Source organism: Streptomyces microflavus (genome assembly GCF_014650075.1).
GTDB lineage: Bacteria > Actinomycetota > Actinomycetes > Streptomycetales > Streptomycetaceae > Streptomyces > Streptomyces microflavus.
In genome coordinates, this window is sequence record NZ_BMUG01000001.1 from 983426 (window position 1) to 1004415 (window position 20990).

Genomic DNA, 20990 nt, shown 5'->3' on the forward strand with positions numbered 1-20990 from the left:
CGGACATGCGGCCAAGCCAGCGGATGCGAGACCTCGGAGTTGTCCAACAGGGTGCCGCCATCCTCACCGAACAGGCCCGCGCGTTCGACCTGCCTGCCGAACGGGACGAAGCAGAAAGGGTCGTAGACGAGTTGTTCGCCGCCATGGACCGCATCGGCCAAGTGCACCCCTTCGCCAAGGGCATGGGCCTAGCGGCCCCACAAATCGGCATCAGCCGCGCCGCCGCCGTCGTCCAGCCGCCCGGCGACGCGCCCTCCATCGTCCTCCTCAACCCCCGGATCACTGAGAGCTGCAAGGAGACGGACGAGCACTACGAGGGCTGCCTGAGCTTCTTCGATGTCAGGGGCCTGGTGCCCCGCCCCCTGACAATCAATGTCGAGACCACGGCCCAGTCCGGCGAGACCGTGACCACTGTGTATGAACGCGGCCTCGCCCGCCTCATCCATCACGAGATCGATCACCTCGGCGGGCTGCTCTACACCGCGCGTATGAACGTGGGAGTCACCCCCATTCCCGTGGAGCAGTACCGGCAGACCGGGCAGGCATGGGCCTACGAACGCTCGTGACCTCCGGTTTCGCCCTGGGCAGAGGCTGATGCGTTTGGGTGCTCTCCGGGAACGAACAGGTTCGACCCGGATAAAACGAGGAGATTCAAGTGACCAGTTCTGTGCCCTGGCAGGAGCGCCTGTCCACAGGCACCGAAGCAGTCCAGGACGAAGTGATCCGCTGGTATCAGGAGACGCCCGAGGGCCAGGCGTACGTACCGACCATGATCTGGGGGACGTTCCAGACGGAGGCGTACGCCACCGTGATCCTGGGGCAGGTCGTCGACTTCCTCGGGGTTCCGGACGATGTGCCCGCAGGCGTGGCCAAGCGGATGCAGCGGCAGCAGGTGCTGTACGACGGCGAGCACCACTACGACGTCGTCCTCGGGGAGCAGGCGCTCTACACGAACATCGGCGGGCCCGAGGTCATGCGGGAGCAGATGGACCGGATCCTCCGTGACATCGACCTGCCCTCAATCACCCTTGGCATCATCCCTGCCACGGCGCCCGTGGACATGCTTCCTGTCCATGCCTTCAATCTGCACGGAGACGAGGTCCACGTAGAGCTGGTCTCCTCCGGCCTGAACGTGACCGAGCCCGCCGAACTCGACCTCTACCGGAAGGCTTTCAGCCGGCTGAGCGACGCGGCGTTGTACGGCGAAGCAGCCGAGGAAATCCTTCAGAAGGCCCGGTCCTTCTGGGGCGGGGCTCGACGCGGCTGACAGCACGAGCGAGGGCCGCCACCCCCGGAAGGAGGTGGCGGCCCTCGGTGCCTCAGGAATCAGGCGCAGGTGAGTACGACCCGCGGCCTAGATGTCGAAGTAAAGCTCAAACTCGTGCGGGTGCGGACGCAGCTGGATCGGGGCGATCTCGTGCGTGCGCTTGTAGTCGATCCAGGTCTCGATCAGGTCCGACGTGAAGACGCCGCCCGCCTGGAGGTACTCGTTGTCCGCCTCCAGGGCTTCGAGCACGGCAGGGAGGGACGTCGGGACCTGCTGGACGTTGGCGTGCTCCTCGGGAGCCAGCTCGTAGAGGTCCTTGTCGATCGGCTCGGCCGGCTCGATCTTGTTCTTCACGCCGTCCAGGCCCGCCATCAGCAGGGCGGAGAAGGCGAGGTACGGGTTGGAGGACGGGTCCGGGGCGCGGAACTCGACGCGCTTGGCCTTCGGGTTCGAGCCGGTGATCGGGATGCGCATCGCGGCGGAGCGGTTGCGCTGCGAGTACACCATGTTGACCGGGGCCTCGAAGCCGGGGACCAGGCGGTGGTAGGAGTTCACCGTCGGGTTGGTGAACGCCAGCAGCGACGGGGCGTGCTTCAGGATGCCGCCGATGTAGTAGCGCGCCATGTCCGACAGGCCCGCGTAACCCTGCTCGTCGTAGAAGAGCGGCGTGCCGCCCTGCCACAGCGACTGGTGGACGTGCATGCCCGAGCCGTTGTCGCCGAAGATCGGCTTCGGCATGAAGGTCGCGGTCTTGCCGTTGCGCCAGGCGACGTTCTTCACGATGTACTTGAAGAGCATCAGGTCGTCGGCCGCGGCGAGCAGCGTGTTGAACTTGTAGTTGATCTCGGCCTGGCCGGCGGTGCCGACCTCGTGGTGCTGGCGCTCGACCTGGAGGCCGTTCTTGTCCAGCTCCAGGGAGATCTCGGCACGCAGGTCGGCGAAGTGGTCCACCGGCGGGACCGGGAAGTAGCCGCCCTTGTAGCGGACCTTGTAGCCGCGGTTGTTCTCCTCCGACCCGGTGTTCCAGGCGCCGGCCTCGGAGTCGATGTGGTAGAAGCTCTCGTTCGCCGACGTCTGGAAGCGGACGTTGTCGAAGACGTAGAACTCGGCCTCCGGGCCGAAGTACGCGGTGTCCGCGAAGCCGGTCGAGGCCAGGTAGGCCTCGGCCTTCTTGGCGATGTTCCGCGGGTCACGGCTGTACTGCTCGCCCGTGATCGGGTCGTGGATGAAGAAGTTGATGTTGACGGTCTTGTCGCGGCGGAAGGGGTCCACCCGAGCCGTCGACAGGTCGGCGCGCAGCGCCATGTCGGACTCGTGGATCGCCTGGAAACCGCGGATCGACGAGCCGTCGAAGGCGAGTTCCTCGGCCGGGTCGAAGGTCGCTGCCGGGATCGTGAAGTGCTGCATCACCCCGGGCAGGTCGCAGAACCGGACATCGATGAACTTGACGTCGTTGTCCGCTACGTACTTCTGCACTTCGTCGGCGTTCTGGAACATCCAACTCCTCCTACTCCCGGCCCGGGAGGGACGGGGTTGTAGCTCGTGGTGCGGCCAGTGCGGTGGCACACGCTGGACCCGACCATAGGCAGACGGGATTTCTCAAGCATGACCCATTTGTTTCGCCCAAGTTAACCGGGGCGGGGGTGGGTGGCATCTCAGCAGCTGTTTCCGTGCCCCGCCCGGCCGGGCCCAAACCTGGGCGCAGTACCGTGGACGGGTGGACAACAGGCAAGCAATCGGATCGTGGCTCTCGGGGCCCCGCGCGGCCGCCGAAGAGATGGGCGCCGACTTCGGCTACCGCGGCAAGAGGCTCGGGCTGCCCGAGGAGGGGCCGGGGGCGATCGCCCCGCTCGGCCGTCGTTTCGGGGCCATCTTCATCGACTGGTCGATCTGCATGGTGATCGCATACGGGCTGCTCGCTCGCGGTGACCAGCAGGCGGCGGGGAACTGGGCGCTCGGCGTCTTCCTCCTGATGAGTGCCCTCACCGTCGGCACCATCGGCTGCACCCCCGGCAAGCGTCTCCTGGGGCTCCGTGTGGTCTCCGAGGACGGCGGCCGCCTCGGCTTCGGGCGCGTCCTCGTACGGACCGTCCTGCTCCTGCTCGTCATCCCCGCCCTCGTCTGGGACCGCGACGGGCGCGGCCTCCACGACCGCCTCGGCCGTGCCGTACAGGTCCGGATGTAGCCACAGAGCCTGAGATGTAGCCACAGAGCCGCCTGAGATGTAGCCACGGAGCCTGAGGTGGGCCGCAAGGCCCGGAGAACGCGGCGGCCCCGGACCGTTCCTCGGTCCGGGGCCGTCCGTCTGCGTCGCGTACGTGCACGCCTCCGCGGTCAGCGCATCTTTCCGCCGCGCGGCATCCGCATGCCCTTGGGCATGGGTCCCTTCGGCAAGGGCATGTTGCTCATCAGGTCGCCCATCGCGCGCAGCCGGTCGTTGGTGGTGGTCACCTGCTGGCCGGTGAGGACGCGGGGGAGCTTCAGCATCTTGGTGCGGACCTTCTTCAGGGGCACCTGGCCCTCGCCGTCGCCGACGATGATGTCGTGGACCGGGACGTCCACCACGATGCGGGCCATCTTCTTCTTCTCGGACGCCAGCAGGCCCTTCACCCGGTTCGGGTTGCCCTCGGCGACCAGGACGATGCCGGCCTTGCCGACCGACCGGTGCACGACGTCCTGGCTGCGGTTCATCGCCACAGCGGGGGTCGTGGTCCAGCCGCGTCCGATCCGGTCCAGGACGGCGGCCGCCGCGCCGGGCTGGCCCTCCATCTGCCCGAAGGCCGCTCGCTCGGCCCGTCGTCCGAAGACGATCGCCATCGCGAGGATGGCCAGGACGAAGCCCAGGATGCCCAGGTAGACCGGGTGACCGATCACGAAGCCGATGCCGAGGAGGACACCGAACGTGGCGATTCCCACGCCCGCGACGATGAGCCCGATCTTGCTGTCGGACCGCCTGGTCATCTTGTAGGTCAGGGCGATCTGCTTGAGCCGCCCTGCGTTCTCGGCGCTGTCCGCGCCTTCAGTTTTTGCCTTCCTCGCCATGTACAGAAGTTTACGTGGCGTGGAAGCGACCTAGGAACGGTGGTCGGACACGGCTTCGAGCGCGTAGGGGTACTCCACCCGGTCCTTGGCCCGGCGGCGGTCCTCCAGGACGGCCGTCCAGGCGTTGCGGCGGGCGGTGCGCTGGCCGCTGCTCAGCAGGAGCGACTCGACGGCGCGCAGGGCCGTGGTGACGGACGGAATGGCGTGGGCGCGGACCGGTGCGGCCTGCATGGTGTTCCCCCTCGGAGTGGATGCGCCCCCCGGGGCGCGGACTGAGTACGGGAAGCAGTGACGGCGGCGGCGAGAGCTGCCGCTGCACGTGTACCTAGGGTCACTGCTCGGTGTTACCAGCGCGTGACCGGTCGGTCAAACACCAATGAACCCTTCATTCCGGAGCCCCGCACGCCGAGGCGGCCCATACGCGTCCCTCACCTGCGGGGAGCGTACGGGCCGCCTCGGACGTGCGGTTACTGCTCGGTGGACCGGGTGAGCGGACTCACACGGCCTGGGCGGTCGGCACGGCGGTGGCGGCCGCGCCGCGCGCCTCCATCGCCTGCTGGAAAAGACGGCCCGCGCGGTACGAGGAACGCACCAGCGGCCCCGACATCACGCCGGAGTAGCCGATCGCGTCGGCCTCGTCCTTCAGCTCGACGAACTCCATCGGCTTCACCCAGCGCTCGACCGGGTGGTGCCGCAGGGACGGGCGCAGGTACTGCGTAATCGTGATGAGCTCGCAACCCGCGTCGTACAGGTCCTGGAGCGCCTCGCTGACTTCCTCGCGGGTCTCGCCCATGCCGAGGATCAGGTTCGACTTGGTCACCAGACCGGCCTCGCGGGCCCGCGTGATGACTTCCAGGGACCGCTCGTAGCGGAAACCGGGGCGGATGCGCTTGAAGATGCGCGGCACCGTCTCCACGTTGTGCGCGAGCACCTCGGGGCGCGAGGAGAAGACCTCGGCGAGCTGCTCGGGCTCGGCGTTGAAGTCGGGGATCAGCAGCTCGACCTTGGTCGCGCCCGCCTCCCGCTCCGCCGTCAGCGTGTGGATCTGGCGGACGGTCTCCGCGTACAGCCAGGAACCGCCGTCCTCCAGGTCGTCGCGGGCGACGCCGGTGATGGTGGCGTAGTTCAGGTCCATCTTGACGACGGACTCGCCGACCCGGCGGGGCTCGTCACGGTCCAGCGCCTGCGGCTTGCCCGTGTCGATCTGGCAGAAGTCGCAGCGCCGCGTGCACTGGTCACCGCCGATGAGGAAGGTGGCCTCGCGGTCCTCCCAGCATTCGAAGATGTTGGGGCAGCCCGCCTCCTGGCAGACCGTGTGCAGCCCTTCCCCCTTCACCAGCTGCTGCAGCTGCTTGTACTCGGGGCCCATCTTCGCCCGCGTTTTGATCCACTCGGGCTTGCGCTCGATGGGGGTCTGGCTGTTCCGGACCTCCAGGCGCAGCATCTTGCGCCCGTCGGGTGCGACAGCGGACACTCCGGCACTCCCCTTTGCTTTCTGCTGCGTGGGATTCGCATGGGATTCTTCGGCGAACACCAGGGTACGCCCGTAAATCAAACGCCCTTACGTCTGGCCAACCTGCGGCCGACAGGGCCTATTCCCCGGCCGGTGGTGGCGGCCGGAGGCTACTGACCGGTACTACGCCGGGGCCGCGGCCTTCGGCTGCTCGACCACCCGCGGGGCGAGTTCCGCGTTCTCCAGGATGTCCCGCAGGTGCTTCTCGGCGACCGGCAGCACCTCCTCGATGGTGATCTCCCGGCCCAGCTCGTTGGAGAGCGAGGTGACCCCTGCGTCGCGGATGCCGCACGGCACGATCTTGTCGAACCAGGTGTTGTCCGGGTTCACGTTGAGTGCGAAGCCGTGCATCGTCACGCCCTTGGCGACCCGGATCCCGATCGCGGCCAGCTTGCGGTCCTCGCGGCGCTGGCCGGCGTTGGACGGGGCGTACTCCGGGCCGTTCAGCCGCGGGTCGAACTCCTCGTCCTGGAGCCTGGGGTCGAAGTCCAGCGAGAGCCCGCCGAGCGCGCGGCGCTCCTCGACCGGGTCGCCGAGCACCCAGACCCCGCTGCGGCCCTCGACCCGCGAGGTCTCCACCCCGAAGTCGGCGGCCGTACGGATCAGTGCGTCCTCCAGGCGGCGCACGTGCGCGACGACGTCGACCGGACGCGGCAGCTTCTGGATCGGGTAGCCGACGAGCTGCCCGGGGCCGTGCCAGGTGATCTTGCCGCCCCGGTCCACATCGATGACCGGGGTGCCGTCCAGCGGGCGTTCGCTGTCGGCGGTACGGCGGCCCGCGGTGTAGACGGGCGGGTGCTCCAGCAGCAGGCAGGTGTCCGGCACCAGGTCCTCGAACCGGGCCGCGTGCACCTCACGCTGCTTCTGCCAGGCCTCCTGGTACTCGACCGCCTCCGCGCCGAAGCCCAGACGGACGAACCGCAGCTCGCTCACGACAGATGCCTCCCTATGTCGGGTGCCGTGTGCCCCAAGGGGTGTCCCCGGGGATGACGGCACCCTGCACTGATCGCGCCCGCAACCACTGTACGACCGCCACCCGGCCGGCCCACCGGCAGGTCGAGAGCGCATGGGTATCCCGGTCGCCGCCGTCAGCTCGGTTCGCAATCCTCACACGATCGGATGAACGTGGAGCAAAGGGTGTCTCCGACCGCCCCGGCGGACGCTAAGTTCGCGCCGTTCCCCAGGGGCTGCCCGGGCCCCCGAAGGCAGGAGACCGTACAGCTGATGTCGGAACGACCCCCGCAGCGCACGCCCAACCGCCGCCTCGCCTCACTCATCGCGGAAGCCGGGTTCTCCCATGCGGGTCTCGCCCGCAGGGTCGATCAGCTCGGCCTCGAACACGGACTGGACCTGCGGTACGACAAGACCTCGGTCACCCGCTGGCTGCGGGGACAGCAGCCGCGCGGCACCACCCCAGCCCTGATCGCCGAGGTCTTCACCCGGCGCCTCGGGCGGCGGCTCTCCGCCCAGGACCTGGGGCTCGACGCCTGCGCGCCGGTCTACGCGGGGCTGGAGTTCGCGGCCACCCCCACCGAGGCCGTCGACATCGTCAGCGGCCTCTGGCGGAAGGACTCGGGCACCCACACGGAGCTGCGCAAGATCGCCTTCACGCCCGCAGGCCTCGTCGTCCCCAGCCGGGACTGGCTGATCGGCCGCGCCGACGAGTGGGTGGCCCGCGACGGCGGGGCGGCCCAGCCGCCCGCCCCGCACCGCAGGGGAGGTGCCGGGGCCGCCGGTGGGGCCCCGGCACCCGGCCGTACGGATACACCTGGCCGTACGGATACACCCGGCCGTGCGGAGATGCCCGGCCGTACGGAGACACCCGGCCGGGGTCCGGAGACATCCGGCCGTACGGACGGGGCCCTGCGCACCGACCTCCGCGGTATGCCCCGCCCCGGCGGAGCCCTGCGCCCGCCGGGACGGCCCGCCCAGCCGGCCGGCCACCCCGTCCCGGCCGCCGCCCAGCCGTCCGCGACGGACCCGGTGGGCGCGGTCCGCCCCGGGACGGGGCCCCTGCCCGGCGCCGGAGCCTCAGCCGGTACGGAAGCGCTCCCCGTGGTCCCGCGCCAGCGGCAGACCGAGCGCGGGCCCGGCCAGCGCGTCGGCAGCGGGGATGTCGCGGCGCTGCGCTCGGTCGGCGAGCTCTTCCGCACCCTCGACCACGCCTACGGCGGCGGCCACGCCCGCCAGGCCCTCGTGCGGTATCTGGAGCACGAGGCCGAGCCGATGCTCCGCGGGAGTTACGGCGAAGCCACCGGGCGCCGCCTCTTCGCCGCGGCCGCCGACCTGACCCGGCTGGCCGGCTGGACCTCGTTCGACATCGCCGCCCACGGCCTGGCCCAGCGGTACTTCGTCCAGGCGCTGCGGCTCGCCCAGGCCGCCGGGGACCGCGGCTACGGGGCGTACGTCCTGATCACCATGAGCCGCCAGGCCGTCTACCTCGGGCACGGCAGGGAGGCCGTCCAGCTCGCCCGCGTCGCCCAGCAGGGCATCGGCTCCGCCGCCCCGCCCCTCGTCCAGGCCCTGCTGCACTCGGTCGAGGCGCGCGGCCACGGGATCCTCGGCGAGGCGCGGGCCTGCACCGCCGCGCTGACCCGGGCCGAGCACGCCCTGGAGATCGCGCGCCCCGGGGACGAGGCGCCGGCGTGGGCCCGCCCCTTCGACGAGGCCGAGCTCGCGCACGAGCTCGGCCACTGCCACCGCGACCTCCAGCAGTACCGGGCCGCCGCCCAGCACGCGGAGCGCTCGCTCCAGCTGCGCGCTCCGGCGTACGCCCGCAGCCGGCTGTTCTGCCGGGTGGTGCTCGCCTCCGCCCGGCTGGGCCTCGGCGAGCTGGAACAGGCCTGCCGACTGGGGGCCGAGGCGGCCCAGCAGGCATCGGAGATGCGCTCGGTCCGGGCCGTCGAGTACGTACGCGCCTTCGAGCGCAGCCTGGAGCCGTACCGGGACGCCGCCCCCGTCCGCGGCTACCGCGAACGGGTCGCCGCGCTCGGCTGACTGTCGCGCGGGCTCCATAGCCGACAGACCGTGGAGCCCGCGCACGCCCTACGCCGCCTCCGGCAGCCCCACGCCCCCCAGATGCGCCGGTGCCACTCCCAGGTCCGTCAGGATCGCCTCGGCCGCCCGGCGCCCCGAGTGCAGCGCGCCCTGGACGCTGCTGGTGTCCCGGTGGTCGCCGCAGACGTACAGCCCGGCCAGCACCCGCACCGGCCGGCGCGGGTCGTGCGGGGCCTCCATCGCGGGCACCGCCTCCGGGTCGTGGTGGGCGGCCAGCAGCTCCCAGTCGTCCGTCGGGGTCCCGTACAGCGCCGCCAGATGCGTGCGTACGGAACGGTCCAGGTCCGGCGGCGGGGTGCCGAGCACCGTCGAGGTGATCAGCGTCCGGCCCTCCGGCGCGCGCGAGGGATCCACCTCGCTCATCACCGCCGTGTACGCCACCGGACCCGCCCGGTCGCCGTCCAGCACCAGCGACCTGCCGGTCGGCGGCGGCGCGGGCGCCGTGTGGTGAAGGACCGTCACCGGGCGGAAGGCCGGCACCCGCAGCCCCGGCAGCAGCTCGGCCGCAGCCCCGGCGCCGGTCGCCAGGAGCAGCGAACGGCACCCCAGTTCGCCATGTTCCTTCGTGCGTACGGTGGTGATGTCGGCGGCCGTGACATGCACCCCGGTCCGTACCGTGCCGGGCGGCAGCGAGGCCGCCAGCAGATCCGGCAGCGTCCCCGAACCCCCCGCCGGGACGCAGAGCCCGCCCCGCGCGTAGTCCCGCAGCGCCAGATCCGCGCACCGGCTCGACGTGGTGAGGCCGGGGTCTCCGAGCAGCGCGGAGAGCAGTGGGCGCAGGACGGCGTCGACCGTACGGGCGGGCATCTGGCCCGCCGTCAGGGCCGCGAGCGCCGTCCGCTCGGGGCGGGCCAGGAGCCGGGCCGTCGGGGTGGCGGCCAGCCGGGAGAGCGCGGCGCCGAGCCGGGCCCGGTCGATCGCATCGGAGACCGTGCCGCTGCTCCTGAGGCCGGTGGTCCTGAGCCCTGTGCCTATGAGCCCGGTGCCTTTGAGTCCCGCTCCCTTGAGGCTTGCGCCTTTGAGTCCTGCGTTCCTGGCGCCGAGGCCGGCCCGCGACACGGTCCGCAGTTGGTCCCCGTACCCGCCCGGCGCGAGCTGGGGGGCGCTCGACCGGGTGCGTACGGCCCTGAGTGCGCCCCTCGCGCTCCGTATGTCGCCGGTGCGATGGCGGCGGCCGTCACTGTGCACCAGCACCCCGGGCGCGAACTCCCGCAGCTCCGGGGTGCCGAGCCCCGGGGTGGTGGTCAGCTCAGGCCAGGAGGTGCAGAGCAGGGGGCCGAGCTGGTCGAGACGGAAGCCGTCCACCTCATGGGTGGTGAGCCGGCCGCCCACGGTGGAGGCCGCCTCCAGGACACTGACGCCGACTCCGGCGCCGGTCAGCAGATGGGCCGCTGAGAGGCCGGCGATCCCGGCCCCGATGATGATCACGTCCGCGTGGTGTGCCGTGCTGCGCACAAGCCCCTCCCCGAGTCGGTGCGACTGGTGGGGGCTTCTTGCCCCCAACAGGTCCCCGGAATGCCGGAGTTCGCATCGAGGCTAGGAGGATGGCTGATACTGCATCAGACGCGCGTGCCCGGGGGCACCGGGGCACGGGGTCGCACACGTCACAGCCGCGTGGCAGCCGTGTGGCCGCCGCGTGCGGGTGCGGCTCAGCGCAGCGCCGCGCGGATCGCCGCGTCGACGCCGGGGAAGGCGAACGAGAAGCCGGAGTCCAGCAGTTGCCCGGGGATCACCCGCTGGCTGCCCAGCACATCGCCGGCGAACTCCCCGAGCGCGACCCGCAGGGCGGGCGCGGGAGCGGTGAACAGGGTCGGGCGGCGCAGCACGCGGCCCATCGCGGCCGTCACCTCGGCGTTGGTGACCGGGTCGGGCCCGGTCAGGTTCACCGGGCCGGTCAGCGACTCGGTGTCCAGGATGTGGCGCAGGGCCGAGACATGGTCGTGCAGCGCGATGAAGCTCCAGTACTGGCGGCCGTTGCCCAGCCGCCCGCCCAGCCCCGCCTTGAACAGGGGGAACATCCGCCCCCACGCCCCACCCTCGCGGGCCACCACCAGTCCGGTGCGGGCGTGCACCGTACGGATGCCCCGCTCCTCGGCGGCGGCCGTCGCGGCCTCCCACTCCTCGCACACGGAGGGCAGGAAGCCGTCACCGGGCGGCGCGGTCTCGTCCACGGCGCGGTCTCCCGTATCGCCGTAGAAGCCGATGGCCGACCCGGAGAGCAGCACCTTCGGCGGGGTGTCGAGGGAGGCGACGGCCTCGGCGATCGCGGCGGTGCCCAGCACCCGGCTCTCGCGGATCTCCCGCTTGTAGTCGTCGGTCCAGCGGTGGTCGCCGACCCCGGCCCCGGCGAGGTGGACGACCGCGTCGCAGCCCACCAGACCGGCCACGTCCACATGACCCCGCTTGGGGTCCCATTCCACCTCGTCCCCGGACCTGGCGGGCCGCCGCACCAGGCGGGCCACTTCGTGCCCGTCGGCGCGCAGCGAGCGCACGAGCGCCGCTCCGATGAGTCCGGACGATCCAGTGACGGCGATACGGGAGGTCGGCATGGTGCCATCCTGCCCCAAGGATTGGGGGAAACACGGCAGTGGATACGGGGGAAAACACCATGGAGTGCGAAGAACCCGGCATGGGACAGTGACGGCATGTCCGCAACCACCACCCTCCACTCCGTCTCCGTCCGCCCGGCCCTGTCCGCCGACGAGGAAGCGCTCGGTGAGCTCGACCGGGCCACCTGGTCGACGCTCCACGCGGTGATGCCCCGGCCCCGGCCTCCGTACGACCCCTTCTTCGACGAGCGGCACCGGCCCGAGGACTTCCTGGTGGCCGAGGCCGCGACGGAAGCCGTGACGGAGGCCGGGGCCCCGGACGGTTCCGGCGGGACGCGTATCGCCGGGTACATACGCCTGGTCCCGCCCACCCCGCTCGCCTGCAACGCCCATGTGCGCCAGATACAGGGCCTCGCCGTGGCGGCCTGGGCGCGCGGGGCCGGTGTCGGACGGACCCTGCTGCGGGCCGCGTGCGCCGAGGCGAGGCGCCAGGGCGCCAACCGGATCACGCTGCGGGTGCTCGGGCACAACACCCCCGCCCGGGCGCTCTACGCCTCCGAGGGGTTCGCCGTGGAAGGGGTGCTGAGCGGGGAGTTCTTCCTGCACGGGCGCTATGTCGACGACGTGCTGATGGGGCGCTCGCTGGCCCCCTGACTGCCGTCGGCTTCCTGACCGCCGGTGGCCCCTGACCGCGGGTGGCCCCTGACCGCCTGGGGCTCAGCGCGGTGCGAAGCGGTCCGAGAGGTCCGGGTAGCGGGCGGCCAGTGCGCCCTCGTCCTCGAAGTCGACCGGGGTCCCCAGCGGCTCGGTGGGCTGCGGCGGCAGTCCCAGATCGGGCGCGACCACACCCGTGAGCTGCTCGTACGCCTCGTCGGCCGCGTAGCCCAGCTCCTCGCCGTCCCCGTCGATCTCCTCGTCGAAGTCGTCCAGCAGCTCGGCCAGACCGTCCGGGTCGTGCAGCGCGCCCTCGAAGACCTCCCGGCCCTGGCCGATCAGCCAGCACCGGAAGTAGTCGAAGGCGTCGTCGCTCGCCCCGCCGAGCAGCACGGCGGCCGCGCCCCACAGGTCCCAGCGGTAGGCGCGGTTGTAGCGGGCCTCGAAGTGCCGGGCGAAGTCCAGCACGGAATCGGGGTCGAGCTGCACCAGCCGTTCCACGAGCAGATCGGCCTGCTCCTCGGGGTCGCCATCGGCGGCCTCGCGGGTGCTGTCGATGATCTCCCAGAATTCCGTCTCGTCCATCACGGGTCCAGCATCCAGCCTGCCGGGACCCCCCGCACGCCCAGACGGCGAAAAGAAGCCTTTCAGCGATACAGATCACTCAGGCGTTCGACCGCCCCGGCGAACCGGCTCCGCAGCTCCTCCGGTGCCACGACCTCCAACTCGGGACCCAGCGAAAGGAGCTGGCCGTAGGCGACGTCCAGTGACTCCACGGGAAGGGTGACCGTGCGCCACCCGTCCGGACCGGCGGGAGGGGCCTTCGCGAGGGCCTCCGCGGCGGCCGCCCGGTCCCCGGTGTACGAGAGCTGCCGGGCACCGCTCTCGGACACCCGTACGGTCACCTCGGTACGCAGGAGTGACCGGGCGAACTCGGCGGCCCGTGCCTCCCAGAACGCGGGCAGGTCGAAGGTCTCGTCCCGCTCGAAGCGCTCGTCGGCCGGCTCCACCGAGGTGAACCGGTCGATCCGGTAGACCCGGAAGTCGTCCGTGACCTCGGCGCACAGGTACCAGACCCCGGCCTTGAGGACGAGGCCGTACGGAGCGAGCTCCCGCGCCACCTCCGTACGCCGGTGCTCGCGGCCCCCGCCCTTGCGGTAGCGGACCCGCAGCAGGCGGTCGTCCCAGACGGCGTCGGCGACGACGGGCAGCAGCCCGGGGGGCTCCGGCTCGTGGTACCAGGAAGGGGCGTCCAGGTGGAAGCGCCGGGCGGCCGAGGCCGAGGCGTCACGCAGGGAGGGCAGCAGCGCGGCCGACACCTTGAGGCGGGCCGCCGACGCCGCGTCCTCCAGCCCCATCTCGCGCAGCGCGGAGGGCAGCCCGGAGAGGAACAGCGCCTCCGCCTCGCCCCGGTCCAGGCCGGTCAGCCGGGTGCGGTAGCCGCCGACGAGCCGGTAGCCGCCCGCCCGGCCGCGCTCCGCCCACACCGGGACGCCGGCCTCGGAGAGCGCCTGTGCGTCCCGGGTGACCGTACGCTCCGACACCTCCAGCTCCGCCGCCAGCTCGGCGCCGGTCATCGCGGGGCGGGACTGCAGGAGCAGCACCATCTTGATCAGCCGGGCAGCACGCATGCGCCCATTGTGGCGGCAGCGAAAACCCCCGGCCGCCCACGCCGTGACGTCCGGGCCGCGTATGCCGTGCCCCCCGGCCGCCCACGCCGAAACCCCCGGCCGCCGGGGCGGAAGCGCTGTCGGGCACTTCCGCCCCGACGACCGGGGGTCGGGTCGGGCCGGTGGCTCAGAGGCCGTACCGCTCCCGGGCCTCCTTGACCGCCGAGGCAGGGACCTCGCCACGCTTGACCAGCTGGGCCAGCGAAGCCACCACGATCGACTGGGCGTCGACCCCGAAGTGGCGGCGGGCCGCCGCGCGGGTGTCGGAGAGGCCGAAGCCGTCCGTGCCGAGCGAGGACCAGTCCTGCTCCACCCACTGGCTGATCTGGTCCGGGACCTGGCGCATCCAGTCGCTGACCGCGAGCACCGGGCCCGGCGCACCGGAGAGCGCCTGCGTCACGTACGGGACCTGCACCTCACCGCGCAGGAGCGCCTCGTCGGCCTCCAGCGCGTCGCGGCGCAGCTCGCCCCACGAGGTGGCGGACCAGACGTCGGCCGTGACACCCCAGTCGGCGGCCAGCAGCTCCTGGGCCTCCAGGGCCCAGTGGATCGCCGTGCCGGAGGCGAGCAGCTGCAGGCGTGGCGCGTCCGCCTTCGCGGGCGTGCCCTCCTTGAAGCGGTAGAGGCCCTTGACGATGCCCTCCTCGACGCCCTCGGGCATCGCGGGCTGGGGCTTCGGCTCGTTGTAGACCGTCAGGTAGTAGAAGACGTCCTCGGCATCGGGGCCGTACATCCGCCGCAGACCGTCCTTGACGATCACCGCGACCTCGTACGCGAACGCCGGGTCGTAGTTGAGCGAGGCCGGGTTGGTGGCCGCGATCAGGTGCGAGTGGCCGTCCGCGTGCTGGAGGCCCTCACCGGTCAGCGTCGTGCGGCCCGCCGTGGCGCCGACGATGAAGCCCTTGCCGAGCTGGTCGGCGAGCTGCCACATCTGGTCGCCGGTCCGCTGCCAGCCGAACATCGAGTAGAAGATGTAGAACGGGATCATCGTCTCGCCGTGCGTCGCGTACGACGTGGAGGCGGCGATGAAGTCGGCCATGGCCCCGGCCTCGGTGATCCCCTCGTTGAGGATCTGGCCGTCCTTGGCCTCCTTGTAGTACATCAGCTGGTCACGGTCGACCGGGTCGTACGTCTGGCCCAGCGGCGAGTAGATGCCGGCGGAGGGGAAGAGGGACTCCATACCGAAGGTACGGGCCTCGTCCGGGACGATCGGCACCCAGCGTTTGCCGGTCTCCTTGTCCCGCATCAGGTCCTTCACCAGGCGGACGAACGCCATGGTGGTGGCCATCTCCTGCTTGCCGGACCCCTTGTAGAGGGCCTTGAACGCGCGCTCCTCGGGCTGCGGCAGCGGCGCGGAGGCGTGGATCCGGCGGGCCGGGGCGGGACCGCCGAGAGCGGCACGCCGCTCCTGGAGGTAGCGGACCTCGGGGGAGTCGGCGCCCGGGTGGCCGTAGGGGACGAGACCGTCCTCGAAGGCGCTGTCGGGGATCGGGAGGCCAAGCAGCTCGCGCATGCTCTTGAACTCGTCGATCGACAGCTTCTTCATCTGGTGGTTGGCGTTCTTGGACTCGAAGCCCTTGCCGAGTGTGTAGCCCTTGACCGTCTGGGCCAGGATCACGGTCGGCGCGCCCTTGTGCTCGACGGCCGCCTTGTACGCCGCGTACACCTTGCGGGCCTCGTGGCCGCCGCGCGAGGTGTAGAAACACTCGGCGATCTTCGCGTCGGTGAGCAGCTTCGCCAGCTCGGCGAGGGCGGGCTCGGCGCCGAAGAAGTGGTCGCGGATGTAGGCGACGTCACGGGTGGCGTACGTCTGGAACTGGGCGTCCGGGACCTCGCGCAGGCGGCGCAGCAGCGCACCCGTGGTGTCCAGCTGGAACAGCTCGTCCCAGGCGTTGCCCCACAGCGTCTTGACGACGTTCCAGCCGGCCCCGCGGAACTGCGCCTCCAGCTCCTGGACCACGCGGAAGTTGGCGCGGACCGGGCCGTCGAGGCGCTGCAGGTTGCAGTTGATGACGAAGGTCAGGTTGTCGAGCTGCTCACGGGCCGCCAGCGCGAGGGCCGCGGTCGACTCGGGCTCGTCCATCTCGCCGTCGCCCAGAAAGGCCCAGACGTGCGAGTTGGCGGTGTCCTTGATGGAGCGGTTGGCCAGATAGCGGTTGAAGCGCGCCTGGTAGATGGCCGAGAGTGGGCCGAGGCCCATCGACACGGTGGGGAACTCCCACAGCCAGGGCAGCCGCCGCGGGTGCGGGTAGGAGGGCAGACCCTCGCCGCCCGCCTCCTGGCGGAAGTTGTCGAGCTGCGCCTCGCTGAGCCGGCCGTCGAGGAAGGCGCGGGCGTAGATGCCGGGGGAGGCGTGGCCCTGGATGTAGAGCTGGTCGCCGGAGCCGTCCCCCTCCTTGCCGCGGAAGAAGTGGTTGAAGCCGGTCTCGTAGAGCCAGGCCGCCGAGGCGAAGGTGGCGATGTGGCCGCCCACCCCGTACCGGGCGCCACGGGTCACCATCGCGGCCGCGTTCCAGCGGTTCCACGCGGTGATCTTCGACTCCATCTCCAGGTCACCGTCGAACTCGGGCTCGGCGGCGGTGGGGATGGAGTTGACGTAATCGGTCTCCAGCAGCTTGGGCAGCGCGAGACCGGCGCCCTCGGCGTGCTGCAGCGAGCGGCGCATCAGGTACGCGGCCCGGTGCGGGCCGGCGGCCTTGGTGACGGCGTCCAGGGAGGCCGCCCATTCGGCGGTCTCCTCGGGGTCACGGTCCGGGAGCTGGTCGAGCTCGCTCGGAAGCTTTCCTACGGGGTCGGTCATGATCGCCGCCTTCCGGAGAGGAGGGGGGTGGAGAAGGCTCTATCTGGCAGGACAGAGCGATGGGGCCGGTGGGCCCGCGGAGTGAACTGTAAGTCGCTGATCGATGATCGATCAAAGGATTGAAGGCAAAACTTCTCGATACGAAGAAAAGTGGCATGGGGTGCCTCGAAACAGGGCACGGAGTGACGCGAAAAAGGCCGCAAAAAGGGCGCTGACCTGCACGGAAGAGCAGGTCACACGCCAGATGATCGGAGCTCGCGGAGAGGCTCAGGCCCGGGGCGCGCAGCCCAGCACATGCGCCTTCACCAAGGCCCCGATCTGCGGGTCCTCGGCGAGGAACGCGTCGATGAGGGCCTGGTGCTCCTCCGCGTACGACTTCTGTACCGTGCCCAGCCAGCGGATCGACAGGGCCGTGAACACCTCGATGCCCAGCCCCTCCCAGGTGTGCAGCAGCACCGCGTTCCCGGCGGCCCGGACCATCTCCCGGTGGAAGCCGACCGTGTGCCGAACCTGCGCCTCGCCGTCGGCCAGCCGGTCCGCCTCGTACAGCGCGGCCACGTGCGGGGCCAGCGCCGAGCAGTCCTGGCCCAGCAGCGGGGCCGCCAGCTCCGCCGCGATCTGCTCCAGGCCCGCCCGTACCGGGTAGCTCTCCTCCAGGTCGGCCGCGGTGAGGTTGCGGACCCTCACGCCCTTGTTGGGGGCCGACTCGATCAGCCGGAGCGTCTCCAGCTCGCGCAGCGCCTCGCGCACGGGCGTCTGGCTGACCTCCAGCTCGGTGGCGATGCGGCGCTCCACGATCCGCTCACCCGGCTTCCAGCGCCCGCTGACGATCCCCTCCACGATGTGCTCGCGGATCTGTTCGCGCAGCGAGTGGACGACGGGCGGGGTCATGAGGTGCTCCTTCAGGGCGGACCGGTGGTGCCTACATCATCACGGTGGCGGTCGCTGCCCGTGGTGTTTAGACAATACGGCGGCGCCCCCGCCCGGAAGAGTTCCGGACGGGGGCGCCGCTGGTGAGGCTGGTTACAGCCGGAGCGTTCAGAGGCCGAGCTCGACCTCGAACTCACCGGCTTCCAGGATCGCCTTGACCGCCGTCAGGTAACGGGCGGCGTCCGCGCCGTCCACCAGACGGTGGTCGTAGGAGAGCGCGAGGTACGTCATGTCGCGCACCGCGATGGTCTCGCCGAGGTCCGGGTGGTCGATGACCACCGGGCGGCGGACCGTGGCGCCGATACCCAGGATGGCTGCCTGGTTCGGCGGCACGATGACGGTGTCGAAGAGCGCACCGCGCGAACCGGTGTTGCTGATGGTGAAGGTGGCACCGGACATGTCGTCCGGGGTCAGGCCGCCACCGCGGGCCTTGCCGGCCAGCTCGGCGGTCTTCTTCGAGATACCGGCGATGTTCAGGTCGCCCGCACCCTTGATGACCGGGGTCATCAGGCCCTTCTCCGCGTCCACGGCGATGCCGATGTTCTCCGCGTCGAAGTACGTGATGGTGCCTTCGTCCTCGTTGATCCGGGCGTTGATGACCGGGTGGGCCTTCAGCGCCTGGGCCGCCGCCTTCACGAAGAACGGCATCGGGGACAGCTTGACGCCCTCACGGGCGGCGAAGGAGGCCTTCGCCTGGTTGCGCAGCTTCATCAGCTTGGTGATGTCGACCTCGACGACCGAGGTCAGCTGGGCCTGCGAGTGCAGCGCCTTCATCATGTTGTCGCCGATGACCTTGCGCATGCGGGTCATCTTGACCGTCTGACCGCGCAGCGGGGAGGCCTCCAGCTTCGGCGCCTTTGCAGCGGCGGCATGGCCTCCAGCAGTCGCAGCGGCGGGCGCCGGAGCAGCGGCGGCGGCCTTGGCGGCCTCCGCGGCGGCGACGACGTCCTGCTTGCGGATACGGCCACCGACGCCGGTGCCCTTGACCGAGCCCAGGTCCACGTTGTTCTCGGACGCGAGCTTGCGGACCAGCGGCGTGACGTAGGCGCCGTCGTCACCGGAGGGCGCGGCGGCCGGGGTGGCTGCCGGTGCCGGGGCGGCGGGGGCGGGCTGCGCCGGAGCGGGGGCCGGGGCGGCCGGAGCCGCCGGGGCCTGCGCGACCGGGGCGGGAGCGGCCGGAGCCGGTGCCGGAGCTGCCGGAGCCGCGGGGGCGGCGGGGGCCGGGGCGGGAGCCGCGGGGGCCTCCTGCTTGGGAGCCTCGGCCTTCGGGGCCTCCTGCTTGGGGGCCGCGCCCGGAGCACCGATGACGGCGAGCTTGGCGCCGACCTCGGCGGTCTCGTCCTCGGCGACCACGATCTCCAGCAGCACACCGGCGACCGGGGCAGGGATCTCGGTGTCGACCTTGTCCGTGGAGACCTCGAGGAGGGGCTCGTCCTCCGCGACCTCCTCGCCGACCTCCTTCAGCCAGCGGGTGACGGTGCCCTCGGTGACGCTCTCGCCGAGCGCCGGGAGGGTGACGTCGGTGCCCTCGGCGGACGAACCGCCGGTGGCGGCCTCGGCGGTCGGAGCCTCGGCCGGAGCCTCGGTCTCGGTCGACGGGGCGGTGGGCGCCTCTTCGGCGGCCGGAGCCGGGGTGGCGGCCGGCTCGGTGGACGCGGCCGGGGCCTCGGTCTCGGCCGGTGCGCCGGAGCCGTCGTCGATGACGGCCAGCTCGGCGCCGACCTCGACGGTCTCGTCCTCGGCGACCTTGATGGAGGTCAGAACACCGGACGCGGGGGCCGGGATCTCGGTGTCGACCTTGTCGGTCGAGACCTCGAGCAACGGCTCGTCGGCCTCGACGCGCTCGCCCTCGGCCTTCAGCCAACGGGTGACAGTGCCCTCGGTGACGCTCTCGCCGAGCGCCGGAAGGGTTACGGAAACCGACATGGTTTCAGTTGCTCCTTACGAAAATGCGGAAGTGGTCGGTCGTCGCGCCCGGGACCGGGGGATCAGTCGTGCGAGTGGAGGGGCTTGCCTGCCAGTGCCAGGTGAGCCTCGCCCATCGCCTCGTTCTGCGTCGGGTGGGCGTGGATGAGCTGGGCGACCTCGGCGGGCAGCGCCTCCCAGTTGTAGATCAGCTGGGCTTCGCCGACCTGCTCGCCCATGCGGTCGCCCACCATGTGGACGCCGACCACGGCACCGTCCTTGACCTGGACGAGCTTGATCTCGCCCGCGGTCTTCAGGATCTTGCTCTTGCCGTTGCCCGCGAGGTTGTACTTGAGGGCGACGACCTTGTCCGCGCCGTAGATCTCCTTGGCCTTGGCCTCGGTGATACCCACGGAGGCGACCTCGGGGTGGCAGTACGTCACCTTCGGCACGCCGTCGTAGTCGATCGGGACGGTCTTGAGACCGGCGAGACGCTCCGCCACCAGGATGCCCTCGGCGAAGCCGACGTGGGCGAGCTGGAGGGTCGGGACGAGGTCGCCCACGGCCGAGATCGTCGGAACGTTGGTCTGCATGTACTCGTCGACCAGGACATAGCCGCGGTCCATCGCGACCCCGGCCTCCTCGTAGCCCAGGCCCTGCGAGACCGGGCCGCGGCCGATCGCGACGAGCAGCAGCTCCGCCTCGAAGGTCTTGCCGTCGGCGAGGGTGACGCGGACGCCGTCCTGCGTGTACTCGGCCTTCTCGAAGAACGTACCGAGGTTGAACTTGATGCCGCGCTTGCGGAACGCGCGCTCAAGAAGCTTGGAGCTGTTCTCGTCCTCGACCGGGACGAGGTGCTTGAGACCCTCGACGATGGTGATCTCGGTGCCGAAGGACTTCCACGCCGAGGCGAACTCGACGCCGATGACGCCGCCGCCCAGCACGATCGCGGACTTCGGGACGCGGTCCAGCTTCAGCGCGTGGTCCGAGGAGATGATGCGGTTGCCGTCGATCTCCAGGCCGGGCAGCGACTTCGGCACGGAGCCGGTCGCCAGCAGCACGTGGCGGCCCTGGATGCGCTGGCCGTTCACGTCGACGGAGGTGGGGGAGGAGAGCTTGCCCTCACCCTCGATGTAGTGGACCTTGCGCGAGGCGATGAGACCCTGGAGACCCTTGTACAGGCCCGAGATCACCTCGTCCTTGTACTTGTGGACGGCCTCGATGTCGATGCCCTCGAAGGTCGCCTTGACACCGAACTGGCCCGCCTCGCGGGCCTGGTCGGCGATCTCGCCCGCGTGCAGCAGCGCCTTCGTGGGGATGCAGCCGTTGTGCAGGCAGGTGCCGCCGACCTTGCCCTTCTCGATCAGGGCGACGTCCAGGCCCAGCTGCGCTCCGCGCAGGGCCGCGGCGTAACCGCCACTGCCACCGCCGAGGATCACTAGGTCGAAAACGGTGCTGGCGTCGTTCGCCACGTCACGTCCTCCATGCATGTGCGCCGTACGCCGGGCCCCGTCGCTGGGGTGTGACCGGCCGGTCGGCTGGTGTTCGGCCGCTTTGTCTTCGGCCCTGTGGTGGGGGCCCTGTCCTGCCGAGAACCCATCTT

The 20990-nt window shown here is 71.1% G+C and carries 18 protein-coding genes; 5 read left to right on the plus strand and 13 right to left on the minus strand.

The window, feature by feature from the left end; translation table 11 throughout:
* Positions 1-5: 5 nt before the first annotated feature.
* Both IE264_RS04285 and IE264_RS04290 read left to right on the plus strand, forming a co-directional pair.
* The gene (locus tag IE264_RS04285) at positions 6-566 is read left to right on the plus strand and encodes a peptide deformylase (RefSeq protein ID WP_229887390.1); all 561 of its coding nucleotides are present in this window, start codon (positions 6-8) and stop codon (positions 564-566) included.
* Between the two features lie 89 nt (positions 567-655).
* Positions 656-1267, plus strand: coding sequence for a DUF5753 domain-containing protein (locus IE264_RS04290; protein ID WP_032752932.1), 612 nt, complete (start codon positions 656-658; stop codon positions 1265-1267).
* Positions 1268-1354: 87 nt separating this feature from the next.
* Here the strand turns inward: IE264_RS04290 and glnA are convergent, their stop codons facing one another.
* A complete protein-coding gene (glnA, locus tag IE264_RS04295; RefSeq protein ID WP_015608102.1) occupies positions 1355-2764 on the minus strand; it encodes a type I glutamate--ammonia ligase in 1410 nt (469 codons plus the stop codon).
* A 280-nt stretch (positions 2765-3044) separates the two neighbouring features.
* Here glnA and IE264_RS04300 point away from each other — a divergent pair, with 280 nt between their 5' ends.
* Entirely contained in the window at positions 3045-3452 is a 408-nt protein-coding gene (locus IE264_RS04300) for an RDD family protein (RefSeq protein WP_015608101.1), read from the plus strand.
* 149 nt (positions 3453-3601) lie between these two features.
* Here IE264_RS04300 and IE264_RS04305 read toward each other — a convergent pair whose 3' ends face one another.
* The 4 genes from IE264_RS04305 to lipB form a co-directional block, all read right to left on the minus strand.
* On the minus strand, positions 3602-4309 hold the full coding sequence (locus tag IE264_RS04305; protein WP_015608100.1) for a DUF4191 domain-containing protein: 708 nt from the start codon (positions 4307-4309) through the stop codon (positions 3602-3604).
* A gap of 30 nt (positions 4310-4339) precedes the next feature.
* The gene (locus IE264_RS04310; protein ID WP_015608099.1) at positions 4340-4540 is read right to left on the minus strand and encodes an SCO2195 family GlnR-regulated protein; all 201 of its coding nucleotides are present in this window, start codon (positions 4538-4540) and stop codon (positions 4340-4342) included.
* Positions 4541-4805: 265 nt separating this feature from the next.
* A complete protein-coding gene (lipA, locus tag IE264_RS04315; RefSeq protein WP_032752931.1) occupies positions 4806-5783 on the minus strand; it encodes a lipoyl synthase in 978 nt (325 codons plus the stop codon).
* A gap of 162 nt (positions 5784-5945) precedes the next feature.
* The gene (gene lipB / locus IE264_RS04320; protein ID WP_032752930.1) at positions 5946-6755 is read right to left on the minus strand and encodes a lipoyl(octanoyl) transferase LipB; all 810 of its coding nucleotides are present in this window, start codon (positions 6753-6755) and stop codon (positions 5946-5948) included.
* A gap of 291 nt (positions 6756-7046) precedes the next feature.
* Between lipB and IE264_RS04325 the strand changes: the two genes are divergently transcribed.
* Positions 7047-8819 carry an NsdA family TPR-like regulatory protein gene (locus tag IE264_RS04325; protein WP_032752929.1) on the plus strand — a complete coding sequence of 591 codons (1773 nt, stop codon included), beginning with the start codon at positions 7047-7049 and terminating at the stop codon, positions 8817-8819.
* 48 nt (positions 8820-8867) lie between these two features.
* On the opposite strand, the gene IE264_RS04330 is transcribed toward IE264_RS04325, so the two are convergent.
* Together IE264_RS04330 and IE264_RS04335 are read right to left on the minus strand one after the other, a co-directional pair.
* Positions 8868-10334 (minus strand): FAD-dependent oxidoreductase, encoded by a 1467-nt coding sequence (locus IE264_RS04330; protein ID WP_032752928.1) that lies wholly within the window; start codon positions 10332-10334, stop codon positions 8868-8870.
* A gap of 194 nt (positions 10335-10528) precedes the next feature.
* Positions 10529-11428, minus strand: a complete 900-nt coding sequence (locus IE264_RS04335) for a TIGR01777 family oxidoreductase (protein WP_032752926.1) — start codon at positions 11426-11428, stop codon at positions 10529-10531.
* Positions 11429-11524: 96 nt separating this feature from the next.
* On the opposite strand from IE264_RS04335, the gene IE264_RS04340 reads away from it, so the two are divergent.
* Positions 11525-12082: a GNAT family N-acetyltransferase gene (locus IE264_RS04340; protein WP_032752924.1), complete on the plus strand. Its 558-nt coding sequence runs from the start codon at positions 11525-11527 to the stop codon at positions 12080-12082.
* 63 nt (positions 12083-12145) lie between these two features.
* On the opposite strand, the gene IE264_RS04345 is transcribed toward IE264_RS04340, so the two are convergent.
* The 6 genes from IE264_RS04345 to lpdA all read right to left on the minus strand — a co-directional run bounded on the left by IE264_RS04345 (position 12146) and on the right by lpdA (position 20859).
* Entirely contained in the window at positions 12146-12667 is a 522-nt protein-coding gene (locus IE264_RS04345) for a DUF4240 domain-containing protein (RefSeq protein ID WP_032752922.1), read from the minus strand.
* A 62-nt stretch (positions 12668-12729) separates the two neighbouring features.
* The gene (locus IE264_RS04350) at positions 12730-13713 is read right to left on the minus strand and encodes a helix-turn-helix transcriptional regulator (protein ID WP_032752919.1); all 984 of its coding nucleotides are present in this window, start codon (positions 13711-13713) and stop codon (positions 12730-12732) included.
* A 166-nt stretch (positions 13714-13879) separates the two neighbouring features.
* Positions 13880-16552: a pyruvate dehydrogenase (acetyl-transferring), homodimeric type gene (aceE, locus tag IE264_RS04355; RefSeq protein WP_032752917.1), complete on the minus strand. Its 2673-nt coding sequence runs from the start codon at positions 16550-16552 to the stop codon at positions 13880-13882.
* Positions 16553-16819: 267 nt separating this feature from the next.
* Entirely contained in the window at positions 16820-17443 is a 624-nt protein-coding gene (locus IE264_RS04360; protein ID WP_032752915.1) for a GntR family transcriptional regulator, read from the minus strand.
* Positions 17444-17590: 147 nt separating this feature from the next.
* Positions 17591-19408: a 2-oxoglutarate dehydrogenase, E2 component, dihydrolipoamide succinyltransferase gene (gene sucB, locus IE264_RS04365; protein WP_032752913.1), complete on the minus strand. Its 1818-nt coding sequence runs from the start codon at positions 19406-19408 to the stop codon at positions 17591-17593.
* 62 nt (positions 19409-19470) lie between these two features.
* Positions 19471-20859: a dihydrolipoyl dehydrogenase gene (gene lpdA, locus IE264_RS04370; protein WP_031122147.1), complete on the minus strand. Its 1389-nt coding sequence runs from the start codon at positions 20857-20859 to the stop codon at positions 19471-19473.
* Positions 20860-20990: the final 131 nt, after the last annotated feature.

Coding starts and splice junctions, on each gene's coding strand:
- IE264_RS04285 (WP_229887390.1), top strand. CDS start 6: ATGCGGCCAAGCCAGCGGATGCGAGACCTCGGAGTTGTCCAACAGGGT.
- glnA (WP_015608102.1), bottom strand. CDS start 2,764: ATGTTCCAGAACGCCGACGAAGTGCAGAAGTACGTAGCGGACAACGAC.
- IE264_RS04300 (WP_015608101.1), top strand. CDS start 3,045: ATGGGCGCCGACTTCGGCTACCGCGGCAAGAGGCTCGGGCTGCCCGAG.
- IE264_RS04305 (WP_015608100.1), bottom strand. CDS start 4,309: ATGGCGAGGAAGGCAAAAACTGAAGGCGCGGACAGCGCCGAGAACGCA.
- IE264_RS04310 (WP_015608099.1), bottom strand. CDS start 4,540: ATGCAGGCCGCACCGGTCCGCGCCCACGCCATTCCGTCCGTCACCACG.
- IE264_RS04325 (WP_032752929.1), top strand. CDS start 7,047: ATGTCGGAACGACCCCCGCAGCGCACGCCCAACCGCCGCCTCGCCTCA.
- IE264_RS04335 (WP_032752926.1), bottom strand. CDS start 11,428: ATGCCGACCTCCCGTATCGCCGTCACTGGATCGTCCGGACTCATCGGA.
- IE264_RS04340 (WP_032752924.1), top strand. CDS start 11,525: ATGTCCGCAACCACCACCCTCCACTCCGTCTCCGTCCGCCCGGCCCTG.
- IE264_RS04345 (WP_032752922.1), bottom strand. CDS start 12,667: ATGGACGAGACGGAATTCTGGGAGATCATCGACAGCACCCGCGAGGCC.
- IE264_RS04350 (WP_032752919.1), bottom strand. CDS start 13,713: ATGCGTGCTGCCCGGCTGATCAAGATGGTGCTGCTCCTGCAGTCCCGC.
- aceE (WP_032752917.1), bottom strand. CDS start 16,552: ATGACCGACCCCGTAGGAAAGCTTCCGAGCGAGCTCGACCAGCTCCCG.
- IE264_RS04360 (WP_032752915.1), bottom strand. CDS start 17,443: ATGACCCCGCCCGTCGTCCACTCGCTGCGCGAACAGATCCGCGAGCAC.
- sucB (WP_032752913.1), bottom strand. CDS start 19,408: ATGTCGGTTTCCGTAACCCTTCCGGCGCTCGGCGAGAGCGTCACCGAG.